Genomic DNA, 19,536 nt, shown 5'->3' with positions numbered 1-19,536 from the left:
GAAGAGAACTGGTTTTAAGACGGGTAACGCAAAATAAAAAAGCCACTCGAAAGTGGCTTTTTAAATATTATTAGTCTACTAAACGAAGTGTTATTTCGACGCCAAATTATCATCAACAGGCGCGCTGGCGACGATAGGTTTGAGTATCTTTGCCTTAGCCTTTTTCTTCAGCACTTCAACGTAAGCACTCATTTCCTGCTGAGCTAATGCGGACGAAATTTGTTTTTGCTCTGACTGTCGACGTGCCTGGTCTATCGTCGCTGGCTGCGCTACTTTGCCAATACGATAGATGGCATAGCCTTGGCCGGGTAATGAAACACCAACGAAAGCAGGCAACTTACTTACGTCCGCTTTCATTACTGCATCAAATACGTTGGGAGCAACACCTTGCTGATTCGCGCGCGAAACCGTCTTAGCCACTGCAAATCCGGCCGTATCGTCTTTTACCTTCAGAGCCGCAAATTTGGCAGCGCCGGCCTTTTCAGCAAGTTCGACTTCGGCAGCCTGGATGACCTTAGTGCGAACCAATTCCTTAACGTCTTCAAACGCTTGTTTTGTGACTGGCTTATAGCTGATCACATGTCCAGCGATCAGCGTGCTTGGCGCAACTTCAATCGCAGCAGTATTACGCTTATTTTTTACAGAACCGTCTGCAAACAAGGCTGTGAGAAATTTCTCATTGTTGTACAGCACTGTTGGTGCAAGTGCCGGATTCGGATGACGGCCCACATTCGACACAGTCTGGATCGACAATTTTAATTTATCAGCAGCAGGCTGCAAGCTATTTGCCTGCTCATAGACAGTGTCATTAAACGCATCTGCCATCTCTGCAAATTTCTTGGTTGCCAGTTGTTTTTTAATTTCAGCGGATATCTCGTCCTTGACTTGCGCCAACGGTTTCACTTCGGCTGGCTTAATGCCCGTCAACTGAATGATGTGATAGCCAAAATCAGACTCAACAACATTACTAATCTCACCTTGTTTGAGTTTCAACGCAGCATCTGAAAATGGCTTGACCATCATACCGTCACCGAAATAACCCAAATCTCCACCATGTTCCGCAGAAGCAGTATCTTGAGAATTTTCTTTTGCCAGCTTAGCGAATTCTGCAGGATCCTTACGCAATTGGGCCAGCAGGCTTTCAGCTTTTGTTTTAGCAACCGCTTTATCCGCAGCAGAAGCGTCTTTGTTAGTTGTAATCAAAATATGACTCGCACGACGCTGCTCTTGCGTCGAATAGCGCGCCAGATTTTGCTCGTAATACGATTTTACATCTGCGTCATTAACTGTCACTTGCGCCGCTACGGCAGCGCTATCCAGGACAATATATTCCGCTTTCACTTGTTCAGGAATTTCAAACTGTTGACCATTCTTGTCGTAATAAGCCTTCAGCATCTCATCGGTTACTTTGACCTGCGAGGCATAATCTGCAGTCTTAAATAACAACTCTTGCGTGTCACGCTCTTGATCGCTTATATTGGAGAACCGTAACGCCAGCGACTTTGGAGCGAATGCAGTGGACTCAATTGCGCCAGCCAACTGTTGCAACGCCAAATCCTGACGAAGCCCCGCTTCATACATTTTCGGCACCGTCCCTTGCGCAGCCAACAGCGAGCGATATTTCTCGTTGTCAAACTTGCCGTCAGCACCGTGCAATTCTGGAATGCCCAGTAGTGTTTGTTGCAGCGTCAGGTCGGACACCATCAGGTGCTCCCGGGCTACCGCAGCCAACTGTGCACGTTGCGCAATCAGATTCTCCAAAACACCTTGCTTGGCTTGTGGCGTATCAAACATTTTGGCATCGAATTGCGCGCCGAACATTTGTCGCATGCGATCCATTTGCTGCCGTTGGGCCGCATCAAGCTCTTGCTGCGTAATTGATTGGCCAGCCACTTTTGCCACGGCATTAGCACTGTCGCCAAAGCTTGTATAGCTCTGCAGACCAACAAGCGCGAAGGAAGGAATAATCAACAGCAGAAGCAGGAACTGCATCAGGCGTTGATGGGAGCGAATAAACTCAAACATAGTCAGCCAATCAAAGACAAGTTGCTAAAATGACTAGCAGATACGAAAAAAGGCGAACTCTCGTTCGCCTTTTTAATTCTGGCGGAGTGGACGGGACTCGAACCCGCGACCCCCGGCGTGACAGGCCGGTATTCTAACCAGCTGAACTACCACTCCTAAAACTACCTGTTGGAAAAAATTCTCCAAAGTTGAATACAACTATTTTTGTCTGACTATATTGGTGGGTGCTGAGAGGCTCGAACTCCCGACCTACGCCTTGTAAGGGCGCCGCTCTACCAACTGAGCTAAGCACCCTACGCTTCATATTCAAACCACTTGTGATTTAAAACTGAGGGCCAAGCTAGTCAAACATTTGACGTATGTCACCACGCCAAAGAACATTAGTTTACAGCATCTTTCAACGCTTTGCCAGGCTTAAATTTAGGAACTTTGGCAGCCTTAATTTTAATCGCCTCTCCGGTACGCGGATTTCGCCCGCTCCGTGCCGCACGTTTGCCAACTGAAAAAGTACCAAATCCGACTAACGTAACAGTGCCATTCTTTTTGAGAGTCGCTTTAACTGCGCCGATCAATGCATCCACAGCGCGTGACGATGCGGCTTTTGAAATTTCTGCCGATGTAGCAATATGCTCGATTAGATCAGTTTTGTTCAATTAAGTCCCCCTCAAAAGGTTTAAATTCGGAATGAGATTTTTTAGTCGAAGCTTTTGCCAGGACCAAATATCGTCTTATAAATGAAGACACCACCCTGCATATTAAACAAGCGTGCAAGCGGCATGTCAAGCAGTTTGCCCAACCTTACCGCTTAACGCACAAAGCTTAACACTTCCCATAAGAGTCACTGACAACCTAAAAAAGGTTACAATTTTTGGCAAAAAAAAACGCTCTGATGAGCGTTTTTTTCTGACCATTAATCACTTTACCAATCACCCAAAAGACCAGCAACGAAAGCTTAACTACCACTCATTCTCCACTTTCGTTATCTGGCTTTTGACGAGACTAATTGCAAATTAATGTTTAACTACTGTCGTATCGGTCTTTTCACCAGCTTTGGCGACGGCAGCATCAACTACTGACTCGTCCTCAGCGAGTGGCACCGGTTGACGCTCCAGAGCGACTTCCAGTACTTTATCAAACCAGCGCACCGGTACTATTTCCAACTTATTTTTTATATTGTCAGGGATTTCTGCAAGATCCTTAACGTTTTGCTCTGGAATCAATACCGTCTTGATGCCGCCACGATGCGCTGCCAACAACTTTTCTTTCAAACCACCGATTGGCAATACCTCACCACGCAACGTAATCTCACCAGTCATTGCAACATCAGCCCGCACCGGAATTCCGGTAAAGATCGATACCAGAGCGGTAGCCATCCCAATACCTGCGGAAGGTCCGTCTTTCGGTGTTGCACCTTCAGGCACGTGAATATGAATATCGGTTTTCTCGAACGCCTCGTTCTTGATACCGAGCTTCTTGGCCCGACTGCGCACGACCGTACGAGCGGCCTCAATGGACTCTTTCATTACGTCACCGAGTGTGCCGGTGCGGATGATCGCGCCCTTGCCTTGCATCGCCACCGCTTCAATCGTCAGCAATTCACCACCGACTTCAGTCCATGCCAATCCAACAACTTGACCAACCTGATTTTCTTTTTCCGCAACACCAAAATCGTAGCGACGAACTCCGAGGAATTTGTCGATATTTTTTGATGTGATGGCAACTTTTTTCTCCTGCTTTTTCAGCAGCAGAAGTTTCACTACCTTACGGCAAATCTTGGAGATTTCACGTTCCAGAGAGCGGACGCCTGCCTCTCTTGTGTAATAACGGATGATGTCGCGAATAGCGCTTTCAGCGACGCTAATTTCATCGATCTTCAAGCCATTATTCTTGATTTGTTTAGGCAGCAAGTAGCGCAATGCAATGTTAGCTTTTTCATCCTCGGTATATCCCGACAGACGAATCACCTCCATCCTATCCAGCAATGCCGGTGGAATGTTGAATGAGTTTGATGTCGCGACAAACATCACATCCGACAAATCAAAATCGACTTCGATGTAGTGATCCGAAAACGTATGATTCTGTTCAGGATCCAGTACTTCAAGCAATGCCGACGATGGATCGCCGCGGAAGTCCATACCAAGCTTGTCAATTTCATCAAGCAAGAATAAAGGATTACGCACGCCAACCTTTGCCAGACTTTGCAAAATCTTGCCAGGCATCGAACCAATATAAGTCCGGCGATGACCGCGAATTTCAGCCTCGTCACGCACACCGCCCAGCGCCATACGCACAAATTTACGATTAGTCGCACGAGCGATTGATTGACCCAACGAAGTTTTACCAACGCCAGGAGGACCTACAAAACATAAAATAGGGGCTTTTAGTTTGTCAACGCGTTGCTGCACGGCGAGGTATTCCAGAATACGTTCTTTGACCTTATCCAGGCCATAGTGATCGCCTTCCAGTACTTTTTCGGCATTACCCAACTCGTTGTTGACCTTGGATTTTTTCTTCCAAGGCAAACCAACCAGCGTATCAATATAGTTACGCACGACTGTTGCTTCGGCCGACATTGGCGACATTAGCTTCAATTTTTTCAGTTCGCTCTGGGCTTTTTCCAGTGCTTCTTTCGGCATCTTGGCAGAAACTATTTTCTTTTCCAGTTCCTCCAGATCAGCACCTTCTTCGCCTTCACCAAGTTCTTTTTGAATAGCTTTTACTTGCTCATTCAAATAGTACTCACGTTGCGATTTTTCCATCTGACGTTTCACACGTCCACGAATCCGCTTTTCAACCTGAAGGATATCCAATTCACCTTCGAGCTGTCCTAACAAATGTTCGTAGCGTTTACCGACATTGAAAATTTCCAGAATGACTTGCTTTTGTTCAAGCTTAAGCGGCAAGTGCGCGGCGATAGTATCTGCCAAACGACCGGCATCATCTATTCCTGCCAGTGAAGTCAAAATTTCTGGCGGGATTTTTTTATTCAGTTTTACGTACTGATCGAACTGCTGGACGATGGCGCGGCGCATCGCCTCGACCTCAGCTTCATCGCCCGACTCCGATTCAACTGGCGTCAGATCCGCAACGAAATGGGTATCGAGTTCACTAATGCGATGAATGCGTGCGCGTTGCGCACCTTCCACTAACACCTTGACGGTGCCATCGGGAAGTTTCAACATCTGCAAAATATTGGCGACGCAACCAATTTCATAAATATCGTCAGCCGACGGTTCATCTTTTGCGGCAGCCTTTTGAGCTGCCAACATGATGCTCTTGCCCTGTTCCATTGCGGCCTCAAGCGCCTTTATGGATTTTGGGCGACCGACAAACAGAGGAATCACCATATGCGGGAATACCACTACATCCCGTAAGGGCAATAGCGGCAACCGGGTTTGTTCAGTAACTGTAGAAGTTGTCATGGCGAGCCCTATCAAAGAAACTTATTATTGATGTTGGCACGAGTAGCCTAAACACAAGCCCTAGTTGAAACAAAAAATCTTCATACTATTTGCGTGAGGCAATAAAAAAGCCACACGCGAAGTTACCTTCGGGTGGCTTTACGATTGAAGCCAAATATTTTCTATGTAGAAATTGTACTTCTTTTGGTAAAAAAACGGGGTTTTTTGCCCGTTTTTTACTTAGATTTACAAATTTATGACTTTGCGCCAGAAACCTTCGGCTGATCATGGTAAATCATCAACGGTTTGGCGCCGTGTGTGATGCTATTTTCATCTATCACGACTTTTGACACATTCTTATGACTTGGCAAGTCATACATCACATCAAGCAGCGCGTGCTCCAGAATCGACCGTAAGCCTCGAGCACCAGTTTTGCGTGCCAAAGCCTTCTTAGCTATCGCTTGAAGTGCAGCTGGCCGGATATCCAGTTCGGCACCCTCCATTTGCAACAGCTTCGCATATTGCTTGATCAATGCATTCTTCGGCTCAACCAAAATCTGAATTAAGGCCGCCTCATTAAGCTCCGTCAAAGTCGCGATAACTGGCAAACGACCAACAAGTTCAGGAATAAGTCCGAAACGTGTCAAGTCTTCTGGCTCAGCGTCGAGTAATACTTCGCTCGACGTGCGCTGAGTCTGACTCTTTACATTTGCCGAAAAACCAATGCCGCTCTTTTCAGAGCGTTCTGAAATAATTTTGGTCAGGCCGTCAAAAGCCCCACCGCAAATAAACAGAATATTTGTTGTATCAACTTGAACAAAGTCTTGATTTGGATGCTTGCGTCCGCCCTGCGGAGGGACCGAAGCCATCGTACCTTCAATCAGCTTCAACAAGGCTTGTTGGACGCCCTCGCCGGAGACGTCACGCGTAATTGATGGGTTATCCGACTTACGGGTAATCTTATCGATTTCATCGATATAGACGATACCCTTTTGCGCTTTTTCAACCTCATAATTGCAATTTTGCAGCAATTTTTGAATGATATTTTCAACATCTTCGCCGACATAACCAGCTTCGGTTAGCGTCGTTGCGTCAGCAATCACAAACGGTACATTTAATGTACGCGCCAATGTTTGTGCCAGCAAAGTCTTTCCGGAACCAGTCGGTCCCACTAGCAAAATATTACTTTTTGCCAGCTCGATATCGTCTTTTTTGCCCAGATGCTTAAGGCGTTTGTAATGGTTGTACACCGCGACCGCCAGAATCCGCTTGGCGGTTTCCTGACCGATCACGTATTGGTCGAGCAAATCGCAGATTTCTTGAGGAATCGGCAGTTCTGACTTCTGACCATCCAACGTTTCGACGCTTGATGCCTCGTCACGAATAATGTCATTACATAGGTCAATACACTCGTCGCACACGAAGACCGATGGTCCCGCAATGAGTTTTTTTACCTCGTGCTGGCTTTTCCCGCAGAAGGAACAATAAAGCAGTTTTTCGCCGCTGGAAGTTTTTTTATCAGACATAGGGCAATGTTTAAGCGATCATCAGTAAAGGTTGTCCGCGAGGTAATAGCGGTGTCAGACTACGACTAAATTAGCTATAAATAGGCTATAGCTCAGCTATAACTCGGCGTCCACGTGACATTAAATTGATATTACCTGCGAAACACCGCCTCGTCACGGCACAGACCAATTTAAATGACAGTCACGCCATTTTTTCTTAAAGGGATAAATCACATCAGAAAGAAAAAAACGCCCGACCCAATGGGGTTCGGGCGCTTTGTATCACGCCCAACTATCAGGCGCGCGTCGTAAGAACTTTATCAATCAGACCATATTCTACTGCGGCATCTGACGACATAAAATTGTCACGATCAGTATCTTTACCAATTTGCTCAATGGTTCTGCCGGTTTTTTCAGCCAGAATACCGTTTAGACGTTCGCGTAAATACAGAATTTCCCGCGCCTGAATTTCGATATCTGATGCTTGCCCCTGAGCGCCACCCAAAGGTTGATGAATCATAATACGGGAATTAGGCAACGAAAAACGCTTGCCTTTGGCACCAGCGGCCAGCAAAAAGGCACCCATCGATGCAGCCATACCAGTGCATAACGTCGAGACGTCAGGCTTGATAAATTGCATCGTATCGAAAATCGCCATACCAGCCGACACCGATCCACCAGGCGAATTGATGTAAAGAGAAATATCCTTTTCTGGATTTTCGCTCTCGAGGAAAAGTAATTGTGCAACGATAAGATTGGCCGTCTGATCATTGACCGGTCCAACCAGAAATATCACACGCTCACGCAGCAGGCGTGAATAAATATCGTATGAACGCTCGCCACGACCGCTTTGCTCAACCACGATAGGCACCATGCCGAGCATGTCAGTGTCTAGCGCTGAATTACGATGAAAGCCTGTCATATTCTTCCTTATTGAAACGCAATCAGAGCCTGCTCAGATTACACCACCCTATTTTCGCAGAATTTTGAATAGCGCGTTATTTCTGCTCAGGCCCATAAAAGCCCACTAGGCTTAGCAAGGCTTGATTATGCTTGTTGTCCGTTGTTACCCATCAGTTCATCGAACGGGACCGATTTTTCAGTCACTTTCGATTTACTTAAGACGTAATTGACGACGTTTTCTTCTAATACAAGTGCTTCGACTTCGGCCAGACGGCTACGATCGCTGAAATAATATTTCAGGACTTCTTTTGGATCTTCGTAGCTTTGAGCGAAATCTTCAACTTGCGCTTTAACTTGCTCAGCGCTTGCTTGCAATTGGTTTTCTTTCACTACGTCGGCCAGAATCAAGCCCAGACGCACGCGACGCTCAGCCTGGGCCGCGAACAGCTCAGGAGGAAACGGCATGTTCTTAGTGTCCATACCGCGTTGCGACATGTCTTGACGGGTCATTTCAACCAATCGTTGAACGTCTTGATCGATCAATGACTTCGGTACGTCCAGTTCACTGACTTTGATCAACGCGTCCATCACGCTGTCTTTATTCTTCGCTTTAACGCGAGCACCAACTTCACGCTCCAGGTTGAGCTTGATATCTGCACGCATTTTTGTCAGATCGCCATCTTCCATGCCCAGCGATTTAGCGAAATCTGTATCGACTTCCGGTAGGTGCGCCCATTCCAGTTTCTTCAGCGTGATAGTGAATTCTGCAGTTTTTCCAGCAACGTCTTTACCGTGATAATCGGCAGGAAAAGCCAATTCAAAAGTCTTTGCTTCGCCAACTTTAAGGCCGATAGTAGCGGCTTCAAATTCTGGCAACATTCGACCTTCGCCTAACACAAATGCGTAGTCATCCGCTTTTCCACCGGCAAACTCAACGCCGTCGATCTTACCGACGAAATCGACTGTTACGCGATTTTCGTTTTGCGCTGCCAGATCACTGCCACCATCGCCGTGCTCGCCTTGCTCACCTTTAACGTGGTAATGCACGCGCTGCTTACGCAAGATATTGATAGTCTTGTCGATTTCGGCGTCGCTGACTTCAGCTTTAGTCTTTTCGACTTCAACACCGCTCAAATCACCGATTTTGACTTCGGGATAGACTTCAAAAGTTGCCTCAAAAGCGATAACGCCTTCAGGTACACCTTCGCTGTTCTTAGGCTCGATGTTTGGGAAGCCGGCAACGCGCAAATTATTTTCAGTTGCAGCGTCGTTAAAAGCGCGGCCGACTTTGTCGTTCAGCACTTCATTTTCGACCTGAAAACCATATTGCGCGGCAACCATTTTCATCGGCACTTTACCAGGACGAAAACCCGGTGCCTTGGCGGTGCGTGCACGCACTTTAAGACGCTTTTCAACTTCGGTTTGAACTTCGACCATAGGAATAGTTATGGTGAGACGACGTTCAAGTTTGTTTAGAGTTTCGACTGCAATTGCCATGTGAATCGTCCAAAAATTAGAAATTCTTTGTTTTATATGTGTGACCTGAGTTAACCAAATGACCAAAAACATCTAAAAACAATGCTTTCCATCACTTAAACGGCTAAATGTTGCCATTTATACGTGGTTCTCGGCACGCTAAAGTCCGATATTCTATACGTAAAACGGTTCCTTGCGCCAAAACCGGTCACTACCCGGTCATTGTTCTGTCATTACACTAGCATCCTACGCGGCAACTCTCTTCACAGCCTATCGCATAGCCTATAGCTAAACACCGCCCACTACTTTACCGGTATCGGCATGGCCGATGGGACCGGCACGGCGGTAACACCATTTTGAGGACTGCCATCCACTAATTTATCCGAGTATGTCAAATAGATCAATGTATTGCGCTTCGGATCGACCATTCGTACGATATGCAGGCGCTTAAACAAAATCGACATCCGTTCCGTAAATACATCCTCTTGCAGCGGTAACTTGCCAACAAAGCGCACGCTTGTTGCTACCTGGCGGCAGGCGATTGATGCTTCAGCACGGTCTTCGGCCAAGCCAACTGTGCCTTTCACGCCACCAGTTCGTGCGCGTGACACATAGCATGTGACGCCTTCTACTTTAGGGTCATCGTAAGCCTCAACTACCACTCGATCGTTATGTCCAAGCCAACGAAAAGCAGTGCTGACCTCACCCACCTGTTCGGCTTCTGCATGTGAAGTATTTGCTAAACCGAGACCGAGCGCCGCAATTGCTAACGCGGCAATCAAGGATTTTGAGGATTTAGTAGGCATATCCATCCGTTAAAAGAAGTGAATACAAAAAATCCAATTTAAACTTCAAAGTAAAATTTCCACCAAAAATCGGGTGTGAAGGATCGTAATTTATCTGCGAAACGGTTTTACAAGCCAATATTCGGAAAACGTTCGCACGATGTCTATCGGAACATAACCCGCCATTTTTGCCGCCCTATCATTATCGCGCAAAAAGGCCAGCAAAAAAACCCGACAAATTCAGATAAGAAGTCAAAAAACAAAAGAAAAAGAATAAAAATAACCTGTCATAAATAATATAAACAGGCACAAAAAAGCCCTCATAAGAGGGCCATTCTGACATCGTACAACTTAATTAATTACTTATAACCGAGGGTTACAACTATTAATCGAGGTCGCTACGATTATTTTTAATGCTGCTTTTGGTGCGGATAGAGGGACTTGAACCCCCACGTCTTACAACGCTAGAACCTAAATCTAGTGCGTCTACCAATTTCGCCATATCCGCTTCAAGAGGCCGCATTCTAACAAAGACCAGCCATAAGCGCTACTCAATTATAGAACCATCGCTATATTTTGTCGCGCAGCGCGATTTCTTTGAGATTAAGTCGCCTTAGACGACCAATTCAGTATGCTCACCGGATTAAGTTACATCTCGCTGAAACAAGAATTGACGAGATCAGCCATGAATTTGTTCGAGATGGCAGGTTTTTACTTTACTATTCGAAACTGAAAAATGTTTGCCCTAAGCAGCAAAAGAAGTCGCGCCGCAGTACTTTTGCTTTCGACAAGAAAACGCTTGGCGCTGAATGGCTTTCTTATTATCAATCTTGTCAAACTGATGTTACTTACACGCCAACATCGCCCTTGACTAGCTGGCTTTTCAAATCTTTCCATACGCATCAATATGACCGCTCTTTTGACCGCTTATGACCGCTAATCATTATGAAAACTTTCCCGTGGCATCTTTTTTACTGCCTGCGCGGTTACGGCCGGCAGTACAAGCCATTTATGCGTTCGCTCGCAGCGCCGACGATATTGCTGATGAAGGTGATGCCAGCGCGGAGGAAAGACTATCCGCATTAAACGATTATGAAGCAGCACTGGATCGGATCGAACAAAGAAAGCCAGCCGAAAGCGCTTTATTTGCGTCATTGCACATAATAATCAAAGAATACGCGCTACCGATAGCGCCCTTCCGCGCATTATTATCAGCATTTAAACAAGACGTCGTGACCTCGCGATATGCCAATTTTGAAGATTTAAGCGATTATTGCCGACGCTCCGCCAATCCGGTCGGATGTCTGATGTTGCATCTATACGGCGCTGCGACGGCACAAAACATGCGCGACTCGGATGCGATTTGCTCGGCTTTGCAACTGATTAACTTTTGGCAAGACGTCGCCATTGACTGGGATAAGCAGCGCATTTATTTACCGCTAGAAGATTTACGCCGCTTCGGCGTTAGCGAGGCTCAGATTGACACAGCCAGCGACAACCAGGCTTGGCGAGATTTGATGCAATTCGAAGTCTTCCGGGTAAGGAAAATGATGCTGGACGCCGCACCACTCGCCTTGCGACTTCCAGGGCGAATCGGCTGGGAACTGCGCCTTGTCGTCCAGGGAGGACTGCGAATTCTGGAGCTGTTGGAAAAAGTTGACTACGATGTTTTTCGGCGTCGCCCAAAGTTGGGCAAGTTCGATTGGTGTATTTTGGCGGTGCGGGCGATTCGTATGCGCTAAATTGCTAACACTTATCGCCATCATTTTTACCAGTGTAGTCACATAGACTTCGCTTTATAGTATTTATTTATAGATAGATATTTGTTTATATATCTTTCTTTATAGCGTTAGCCTTAACAATTTTTCGTTATAGAAAATTCTTGAAGGCGATTAACGGTTTTAAATAACAGTTTTTTGAGCGCATTCCGTTTGTCCTGCTCTGCACACTCGGATAGCATAGCGAATTTGCACACCACATTTTACATTCTGCTTTAAATAAGACTACATAACTACGACAACTTCGGTTGCCCTGAAACAAGAATACAAAAGATCCTTCATGTCTCCTGACGACTACTGCCAGCAAAAAGCCGCCCAGAGCGGATCAAGTTTTTATTACAGCTTTCTATTTTTACCCGCTGAACGGCGTCGTGCAATTACTGCTCTCTATGCATTTTGCCGGGAGGTTGACGACACCGTCGATGACTGCACCGACGAAGCGGTGGCACGCACAAAACTGATGTGGTGGCGCAAAGAGATTGCTTCAATGCTTGCCGGTAACCCGTCGCATCCTGTTACGCGTGCCCTGCAACCCCATCTGCTGAGCTACAAACTGGATGGTCAACACTTGCAGGCGATCATCGACGGTATGGAAATGGATTTGAATCAAACTCGTTACCTGGACTATCCCGGTCTCAAGCAATACTGCTGGCACGTCGCAAGCGTGGTGGGTATTTTATCGGCGAGTATCTTTGGCGTTACGCAGCCGCAGACACTGCAATTCGCTGAAAAACTCGGACTCGCCTTTCAGCTCACGAATATCATTCGCGATGTGGGCGAAGATGGTCGCAAAGGGCGCATCTATTTGCCGGTCAACGAATTGCAACAATTTCACGTCACCGCCGCCGATATACTGAATGCGCGGCATAGCGAAAACTTTGAAAATCTTATGCGTTTTCAAGTGGCACGCGCGCAACAAATGTACGACGAAGCGTTTGCCTTACTGCCGAAAGAAGATCATCGCGCGCAACGACCCGGATTGATGATGGCAGCCATCTACCGCGCATTGTTAAACGAAATTGAGCGCGATGGTTATCACGTGTTAAATCAGCGTATTTCACTCACGCCAATTCGCAAATTATGGCTGGCGTGGAAGACTTATATCCGTGGCTGATATGTCCGTTCAATCATCATCGCGCTTTTTGAATCAGCTTCAACTGCCATGAGCACAGTCAAACAAAAAGTCGCCGTTATCGGAGCCGGTTGGGCGGGCTGTGCAGCGTCGGTCGCCCTCGCCAGCAGCCAGCATCAGGTCACGCTATTCGAAGCTAGCCGCGTATTAGGCGGGCGGGCCCGGCGCGTGATTAGCCATGTTGCTAATCCGGTCTTTGGCGACAAAGCGACTATAGATATACCGCACGATAACGGTCAACACATCTTGCTTGGCGCCTACAAGCAAACCCTGCAACTGATGCGCAAGGTCGGGATCGATGCTAAAACAGCGTTGCTGCGCCTACCGCTCCAAATGTGTTATCCCGAAGGCAGCGGCGGCATCACCTTTGTGGCACCCGCCCTACCCGCACCATTTCATCTCCTCGCAGCTTTGTGGCGTGCCGATGGGTTAAGCAGGGAAGATAAAATAGCGCTGGCACGATTCAATTCCGCTGCGCGTTGGATGGGCTGGGAATTACATGACGATTGCACCGTTAGCACGCTATTAGAGCGATTTGATCAGACTGAGCGATTGACACGATTACTTTGGCATCCATTGTGTGTCGCCGCACTGAACACGCCACCGGATCGCGCATCAGCGCAAGTTTTTCTGGCGGTGTTGCGTGATAGCCTGGGTGCGCGTCGCTCTGCTTCGGACATGCTATTACCGCGCTGCGATCTGAGCAGTCTGTTGCCCGATAGGGCAGCCGATTTTGTCAGACAGCAAGGCGGCACTGTTCATCTTGGTTGTAACATCAGACGGTTACAGGCTAACGGCACCGGTTGGCGGTTAAGCTCCGCTGATTACGAAGGGGATTTTGATGCCGTTGTTATCGCGACGCCGCCTGACATTGCAGCCAACTTGCTCGGCCCTTTAACGGATACGACGCTACTCAAAAACTTCTCCTATGAGCCAATTACCACCTGCTATTTACAGTACGCCCCGACAACCTCCTTGCCACGTCCTTTTTTCGCACTGATTGAGGATGGCGCTGTCGGTGATTGGGGCCAATTTGTATTTGATCGCGGTCAACTTGATGCGACACAAGCTGGCATGTTGGCAGTTGTCATCAGTAGTTCTGGCGCAGCAATTGCCGATGGTCACGCGGCATTAACCGCTGGTATCACCGCGCAACTAGCTAAAGTATTCAATCAGCCTGAACTGGCACATCCAAGCTGGACCAAAGTCATTTCTGAAAAACGTGCAACCTTCGCCTGTACACCAGCCCTCGTCCGTCCTGACAATAATAGCGGCTTGGACGGTGTATGGTTGGCCGGTGATTATACGATCAGCGACTATCCCGCGACGCTGGAGTCGGCCGTCAGGAGTGGCAATCAGGCGGCAGCGCTAGTTGGCTTAAAGAGCAAGACTTCACCTTGACGGGGAATACCTAATAAATCAGGTCCGAACAGCGGGTCAATCAACAGCCTTCTAAAATGTTACATATTTTCTCTGCAATAGTTAATAACTACGCGTTATGTTATTCCCGCAATTAATCCAAAATTAATCCCAAGATTTCCTAAATCACCCGGCGCAATACACCCGTCGGGCTGATGACTTGAAAAGTCTTCATCTAAAAACCATATCATTTTCTCCCAACGACGGTGCATTTTGCCCTAGCATACTAAGGGTTCAGAAAATCAGCTGAAAATTTTCAGCATCTCACCCATCACATTCACGGAGAAATAATGCCCGTCATCACCTGCATCGAAGATCTGCGCGTACTCGCACAGAAACGGGTACCAAAAGCCTTCTACGATTACGCCGATAGCGGCTCGTACACCGAAGGCACTTATCGCGCCAATAGCAGCGATCTGGCCGCCTTGAAATTACGTCAACGCGTCGCCATCAACGTCGACGAGCGGAGTACCGCCACGACCATGATAGGCGAAAACGTGACGATGCCGGTTGCGATTGCCCCGACCGGATTAACCGGCATGCAATGGGCCAACGGCGAAATGCTGGGCGCGATTGCCGCCGAAAAATTTGGAATCCCGTTTACGCTATCGACGATGAGCATCTGCTCAATTGAAGATGTTGCCAGCGTGACGACCAAGCCGTTCTGGTTTCAACTTTACGTGATGCGTGACCGTGGCTTCGTCAAATCATTGATTGAGCGTGCCAAGGCCGCGAAATGTTCGGCCCTTGTTCTCACGCTGGATTTGCAGATTCTCGGCCAACGCCATAAAGATATTAAAAATGGGATGTCCGTGCCGCCGAAGTTAACGTTGGCAAACATCATTGACCTGGCGAGCAAACCAGCTTGGGCATTGCGTGCACTAAGTGGTCGTAAAACATTTGGTAATCTGGCAGGTCACGTCAAAGGTGCTGATGGAATTTTGACATTGAGCAAATGGACTGCCAGTCAATTCGATCCCACTTTGTGCTGGGATGATATTGCCTGGATCAAAGAACAATGGGGCGGCAAACTGATACTGAAAGGCATTCTGGATGTCGAGGATGCCAAAATCGCCGCCGCCAGCGGTGCTGATGCGATCGTCGTCAGCAACCACGGCGGCCGTCAACTTGATGGCGCTGTGTCGTCTATTTCGGCACTTCCGGCTATCGTCGAAGCGGTCGGTGATGAGATCGAGGTCTGGTTCGACGGCGGTATTCGTAGTGGTCAAGACGTGCTGAAAGCCGTTGCATTGGGCGCCAAAGGAACGATGATCGGTCGCGCTTTCTTGTATAGCCTGGGCGCGATGGGCGAAGCAGGCGTCACCAAAATGCTGGAGATCATGCGCCAGGAACTGGATGTCAGCATGGCCCTGACCGGGACCAAAAATATTAACGATGTTGGACCGCAGATTTTGACGCGCGGCTAAATGCGATTAAGCGCCTGGCCAATCTTGGCCAAGCGCGGCTTTGCTTCAAACCATGTGATTTGTACGCAAACTTGCATACCAATCTTGCTCGCCTACGACCGGGTAGCACGCCAAAAATACTTTCTCAGCGAAAAAATAGCAATCGCGTTAAAAATGTACTATGCGCTTCTGCCGCCATTAACGCCACCAACACCAACAAGCAAAGTGGTGGGATCAGAATGGCATACACCAACGCTAACCGCTCCCAGGCCATGTGCATAAAAAAAGCGACTATCAGTCCCGCTTTCAGCAACATCAGCAACAAAATCAGCGTCCATCGCAAATAGCCATGAAACTGCAAATAGTCGACCATGTAAGAAAGCGTGCTGAGTACGAATAGCAAGCCCCAAATCTTAAGGTAAAGACTCGTGGGGTGCTGCTGTCCGGTATGAGAACTGTGTGTTTCCATGACGGCCTCTTACCAAAGATAAAATAGTGCAAATATAAACACCCACACCAAGTCTACAAAGTGCCAATACAATCCGGCAATTTCGACAATCTGATAGTTACCACTGCGTTCGTACCGGCCAAGCAATACACGTACAGCGACCGTTACCAGATAAATGACACCGATGGAAACATGCAAGCCATGAAATCCGGTGATCATAAAAAACGTCGCACCAAATTGGGGCGCTCCCATCGCATTTCCCCATGGCCGCACGCCCTCGTTGACGATCAGATTAGTCCATTCAAAGACTTGCATGCTGACAAACGCCACACCGAAGGCTGCGGTGACCAACATCAAAATGGCAGCACGGACGCGTTCACGACGATAGGCAAAATTCACCGCCATTGCCATCGTGCCACTACTACTGATGAGCACAAAGGTCATAATGGCGATCAACAGCAACGGTACCGGCGTCCCGCCAATATGTAATGCAAACACTTCACTGGTATTCGGCCAGACTGTCGTACCTGACATCCGCACCGTCATGTAGCCGACCAGAAAGCAGCTAAATATGAAGGTATCGGAGAGCAAAAATATCCACATCATGGCCTTGCCCCAAGAGACCTGAAATGCCTCCCGATCTGCCGACCAGTCATTCACCAACTGCCGCCATCCAGATGCCGACGACACCGGCCTCGTCAGCAACACCGGTTCTTGCGCGGTCCGAATGGATAGGTCTTCTGACTTTTGTCCGCTCATCGACAGGTTCATTTCGCCCTCCCTTTCCTCTTTTTGATGCCGTATCAACGCGTGCCACAAATGAACCGGACTACTTCCGGTGTCAGCCAGCCTAACGCTGCAAAAAGCACGACCCATACCGCTAGCAAAAAATCCCAGTAACGGGTGCACAGTCGGGCGCGCCATCTCAACTCGAACATGGCGCTATCCAATACGGGGCCAAATCGTACAAAACGCACTGTTCGTAGCCAACCGACCAAACCGCCCAGAACGTGCGCGCCATGCATCGCGGTGAGTAAGAAGAAAAAACTACCCGCCGGATTACCCATTGGCGTTATGTGGTTTGCTTGGAGGGCATGCCAGCTCCAGAATTGGCATCCTATGAACGCAAATCCGAAAAAACCGCCCATTACTAAAAACTTACGCGTCGTTAATGGTCGGCCAGCTTTATTTGCACCATGTAACATCAAGCTCGTCGCCAACAACAAAATGGTACTGAGCCAACACTGCCAGGGCATCACAATAGGCGACCAGTCACTACCATCCATTCGCATCACATACGCCGCCATGAACAAGGTGAATAACGCAGTGGCCACGCCAATAAAAACCCACAGTGCAACGCTGACAGCAGCGATTGTTGACGGGCGCGTAATTCTGGCCCGTATAGTCATTCGACCAGAGTCGCGTCTGGTGACTTTTAATGTATGAGAAGTACTCACGCTAATGCCCCTTTACTCACAACGGGTAGCGGCGTGTCCAGTGCAGGTGGCGCATTCTGCGCGACAAAATCCTCCTTCTCGCCTGGAAGACTGTAGGCGTAAGCACCGCGATAGACGACCGGCAATTGCGGCCCCCAATTACCGTGTTCTGGTGGCGTTTTTGGTGTCTGCCATTCCAGAGAAGCAGCGCGCCATGGGTTGGATTCCGCTCGCTTGCCACGGAACGTACTCCACACCAGATTAAATATGAATACGAGTTGCCCCGCCGCTACCACCAGTGCCACCACGGTGATGAAAACGTTCAGCGATTGCGCCGATGATGGAATAAATTTATATCCCTGAAAAACGTAGTAACGCCGCGGCATGCCCAAAATGCCGAGATAATGCATTGGAAAAAATATCGCATAAGTACCGATAAAGGTAAGCCAGAAGTGAATCTTTCCCAGCCGATCATCCAACATGCGTCCTGATACTTTTGGGAACCAGTGATAGATACCGCCAAAAATCACCAATAACGGCGATACCCCCATCACCATGTGGAAATGCGCAACAACGAAATATGTGTTGGATAGCGGAATATCAACGCTGACATTGCCAAGAAATAAGCCAGTCAAACCGCCAATCAGAAAAGTGCTGATGAAAGACAGTGCAAATAACATCGGCACGGTCATGTGAATATCCCCGTCCCATAACGTCAGCAACCAGTTGTACACTTTGATCGCAGTAGGAATCGCGATAATGAGAGTTGTCGTGGCAAAGAAAAATCCGAAATACGGATTCATGCCGCTAACAAACATGTGGTGCGCCCATACCACCACACTGAGGACACCAATAGCAAGTATCGCCCACACCATCGTGCGGTAGCCGAAGATACACTTTCGGGCGTGAACGCTGATCAAATCCGAGACAATGCCAAATGCTGGCAATGCAACGATGTAGACCTCGGGATGACCAAAGAACCAGAATAAATGTTGAAACAGCAGCGGACTTCCGCCGTTGTAATTAGTAGCTTTGCCCATTGATAGCAAAGCAGGCATAAAAAAACTGGTGCCGAGCGTGCGATCAAGCAACATCATGATGCCGCTGACAAACAACGCAGGAAAAGCTAATAACGCCAAAATAGTCGCGACAAAAATACCCCACACGGTCAGTGGCATGCGCATCAACGTCATACCCTCAGTACGCGCCTGCAAGACGGTCGTCACATAATTTAAGCCACCCATCGTCGCAGCAACGATAAATATCAATAGCGACACCAGCATCAGAATAATACCCCACTCATAGCCGGGCGTGCCGGGCAAAATAGCTTGCGGCGGATAAAGAGTCCAGCCAGCGCCAGTCGGACCTCCTGGCACAAAGAAACTCGCCATTAACACGATCACCGATAAAAAATAGGTCCAGACACTCAACATATTTAAGTAGGGAAATACCATGTCACGTGCACCTACCATCAATGGAATCAGATAATTGCCGAAGCCGCCTAACAGTAAAGCTGTCAGCAGATAAATCACCATAATCATGCCGTGCATGGTCATGAACTGGTAGTAATGCGTCGCATCGATTCCAGAAAAACGACCAGGAAAGCCAAGTTGAAGACGCATCAAATTTGATAGCGCAACACCGACCAAACCAGCGAAGATAGCGATACAGGAATACTGAATAGCAATCACCTTATGATCCTGACTCCAGACATATTTCAAAAAGAACCTCTGAGGCGCCTGGTGCGCCTCATCATTCTGGTGTGTGATCATCTCTTCGGTGCTAGTCATGGACTTCCCCGTTAAACGCTGGCGACGTTAAG

Annotated in this window: 15 protein-coding genes and 3 tRNA genes; 4 read left to right on the top strand and 14 right to left on the bottom strand. The window is 48.0% G+C overall.

The window, feature by feature from the left end; genetic code table 11:
• Window positions 1–90 precede the first annotated feature (90 nt).
• The 10 genes from ACXX82_RS20300 to ACXX82_RS20255 all read right to left on the bottom strand — a co-directional run bounded on the left by ACXX82_RS20300 (window position 91) and on the right by ACXX82_RS20255 (window position 10,603).
• A complete protein-coding gene (locus ACXX82_RS20300; RefSeq protein WP_323506383.1) occupies window positions 91–2,025 on the bottom strand; it encodes a SurA N-terminal domain-containing protein in 1,935 nt (644 codons plus the stop codon).
• 79 nt (window positions 2,026–2,104) lie between these two features.
• A tRNA-Asp gene (locus tag ACXX82_RS20295) sits at window positions 2,105–2,181 on the bottom strand.
• A gap of 62 nt (window positions 2,182–2,243) precedes the next feature.
• Window positions 2,244–2,319: transfer RNA gene (locus ACXX82_RS20290), tRNA-Val, on the bottom strand.
• 86 nt (window positions 2,320–2,405) lie between these two features.
• The gene (locus ACXX82_RS20285) at window positions 2,406–2,678 is read right to left on the bottom strand and encodes an HU family DNA-binding protein (RefSeq protein ID WP_322237861.1); all 273 of its coding nucleotides are present in this window, start codon (window positions 2,676–2,678) and stop codon (window positions 2,406–2,408) included.
• Window positions 2,679–3,035: 357 nt separating this feature from the next.
• Window positions 3,036–5,447 (bottom strand): endopeptidase La, encoded by a 2,412-nt coding sequence (gene lon / locus ACXX82_RS20280; RefSeq protein ID WP_322237860.1) that lies wholly within the window; start codon window positions 5,445–5,447, stop codon window positions 3,036–3,038.
• A gap of 233 nt (window positions 5,448–5,680) precedes the next feature.
• On the bottom strand, window positions 5,681–6,952 hold the full coding sequence (gene clpX / locus ACXX82_RS20275) for an ATP-dependent Clp protease ATP-binding subunit ClpX (protein WP_322237858.1): 1,272 nt from the start codon (window positions 6,950–6,952) through the stop codon (window positions 5,681–5,683).
• A gap of 274 nt (window positions 6,953–7,226) precedes the next feature.
• The gene (gene clpP, locus ACXX82_RS20270; RefSeq protein ID WP_322237855.1) at window positions 7,227–7,853 is read right to left on the bottom strand and encodes an ATP-dependent Clp endopeptidase proteolytic subunit ClpP; all 627 of its coding nucleotides are present in this window, start codon (window positions 7,851–7,853) and stop codon (window positions 7,227–7,229) included.
• Window positions 7,854–7,978: 125 nt separating this feature from the next.
• Window positions 7,979–9,331 (bottom strand): trigger factor, encoded by a 1,353-nt coding sequence (gene tig / locus ACXX82_RS20265; protein ID WP_322237853.1) that lies wholly within the window; start codon window positions 9,329–9,331, stop codon window positions 7,979–7,981.
• A gap of 281 nt (window positions 9,332–9,612) precedes the next feature.
• Complete coding sequence (locus tag ACXX82_RS20260; RefSeq protein WP_322237851.1) at window positions 9,613–10,116, bottom strand: CreA family protein; 504 nt, start codon at window positions 10,114–10,116, stop codon at window positions 9,613–9,615.
• Between the two features lie 402 nt (window positions 10,117–10,518).
• A tRNA-Leu gene (locus tag ACXX82_RS20255) sits at window positions 10,519–10,603 on the bottom strand.
• A gap of 421 nt (window positions 10,604–11,024) precedes the next feature.
• On the opposite strand from ACXX82_RS20255, the gene hpnC reads away from it, so the two are divergent.
• From hpnC to ACXX82_RS20235, 4 genes are all read left to right on the top strand, one after another.
• Window positions 11,025–11,837 carry a squalene synthase HpnC gene (hpnC, locus tag ACXX82_RS20250; RefSeq protein WP_323506384.1) on the top strand — a complete coding sequence of 271 codons (813 nt, stop codon included), beginning with the start codon at window positions 11,025–11,027 and terminating at the stop codon, window positions 11,835–11,837.
• A gap of 316 nt (window positions 11,838–12,153) precedes the next feature.
• Window positions 12,154–12,987: a presqualene diphosphate synthase HpnD gene (hpnD, locus tag ACXX82_RS20245; protein ID WP_322237845.1), complete on the top strand. Its 834-nt coding sequence runs from the start codon at window positions 12,154–12,156 to the stop codon at window positions 12,985–12,987.
• Window positions 12,988–13,035: 48 nt separating this feature from the next.
• The gene (gene hpnE, locus ACXX82_RS20240) at window positions 13,036–14,406 is read left to right on the top strand and encodes a hydroxysqualene dehydroxylase HpnE (RefSeq protein ID WP_323506385.1); all 1,371 of its coding nucleotides are present in this window, start codon (window positions 13,036–13,038) and stop codon (window positions 14,404–14,406) included.
• Window positions 14,407–14,714: 308 nt separating this feature from the next.
• The gene (locus tag ACXX82_RS20235) at window positions 14,715–15,851 is read left to right on the top strand and encodes an alpha-hydroxy acid oxidase (protein WP_322237839.1); all 1,137 of its coding nucleotides are present in this window, start codon (window positions 14,715–14,717) and stop codon (window positions 15,849–15,851) included.
• Window positions 15,852–15,975: 124 nt separating this feature from the next.
• Here the strand turns inward: ACXX82_RS20235 and ACXX82_RS20230 are convergent, their stop codons facing one another.
• Genes ACXX82_RS20230 through ctaD form a run of 4 tightly spaced genes read right to left on the bottom strand, consistent with a single transcriptional unit; the run spans window position 15,976 to window position 19,504 of the window.
• Complete coding sequence (locus ACXX82_RS20230) at window positions 15,976–16,299, bottom strand: cytochrome C oxidase subunit IV family protein (RefSeq protein ID WP_322237836.1); 324 nt, start codon at window positions 16,297–16,299, stop codon at window positions 15,976–15,978.
• Window positions 16,300–16,308: 9 nt separating this feature from the next.
• Entirely contained in the window at window positions 16,309–17,049 is a 741-nt protein-coding gene (locus ACXX82_RS20225) for a heme-copper oxidase subunit III family protein (RefSeq protein WP_458563585.1), read from the bottom strand.
• A 32-nt stretch (window positions 17,050–17,081) separates the two neighbouring features.
• Window positions 17,082–17,735, bottom strand: a complete 654-nt coding sequence (locus ACXX82_RS20220) for a cytochrome c oxidase subunit 3 family protein (protein WP_322237831.1) — start codon at window positions 17,733–17,735, stop codon at window positions 17,082–17,084.
• Window positions 17,732–19,504, bottom strand: coding sequence for a cytochrome c oxidase subunit I (ctaD, locus tag ACXX82_RS20215; RefSeq protein WP_458563584.1), 1,773 nt, complete (start codon window positions 19,502–19,504; stop codon window positions 17,732–17,734). Before ctaD ends, ACXX82_RS20220 begins: the two co-directional genes overlap by 4 nt.
• Window positions 19,505–19,536 lie beyond the last annotated feature (32 nt).

This window comes from Glaciimonas sp. GNP009 (assembly GCF_054343755.1).
This window is presented reverse-complemented; position numbering and strand designations above follow the sequence as displayed.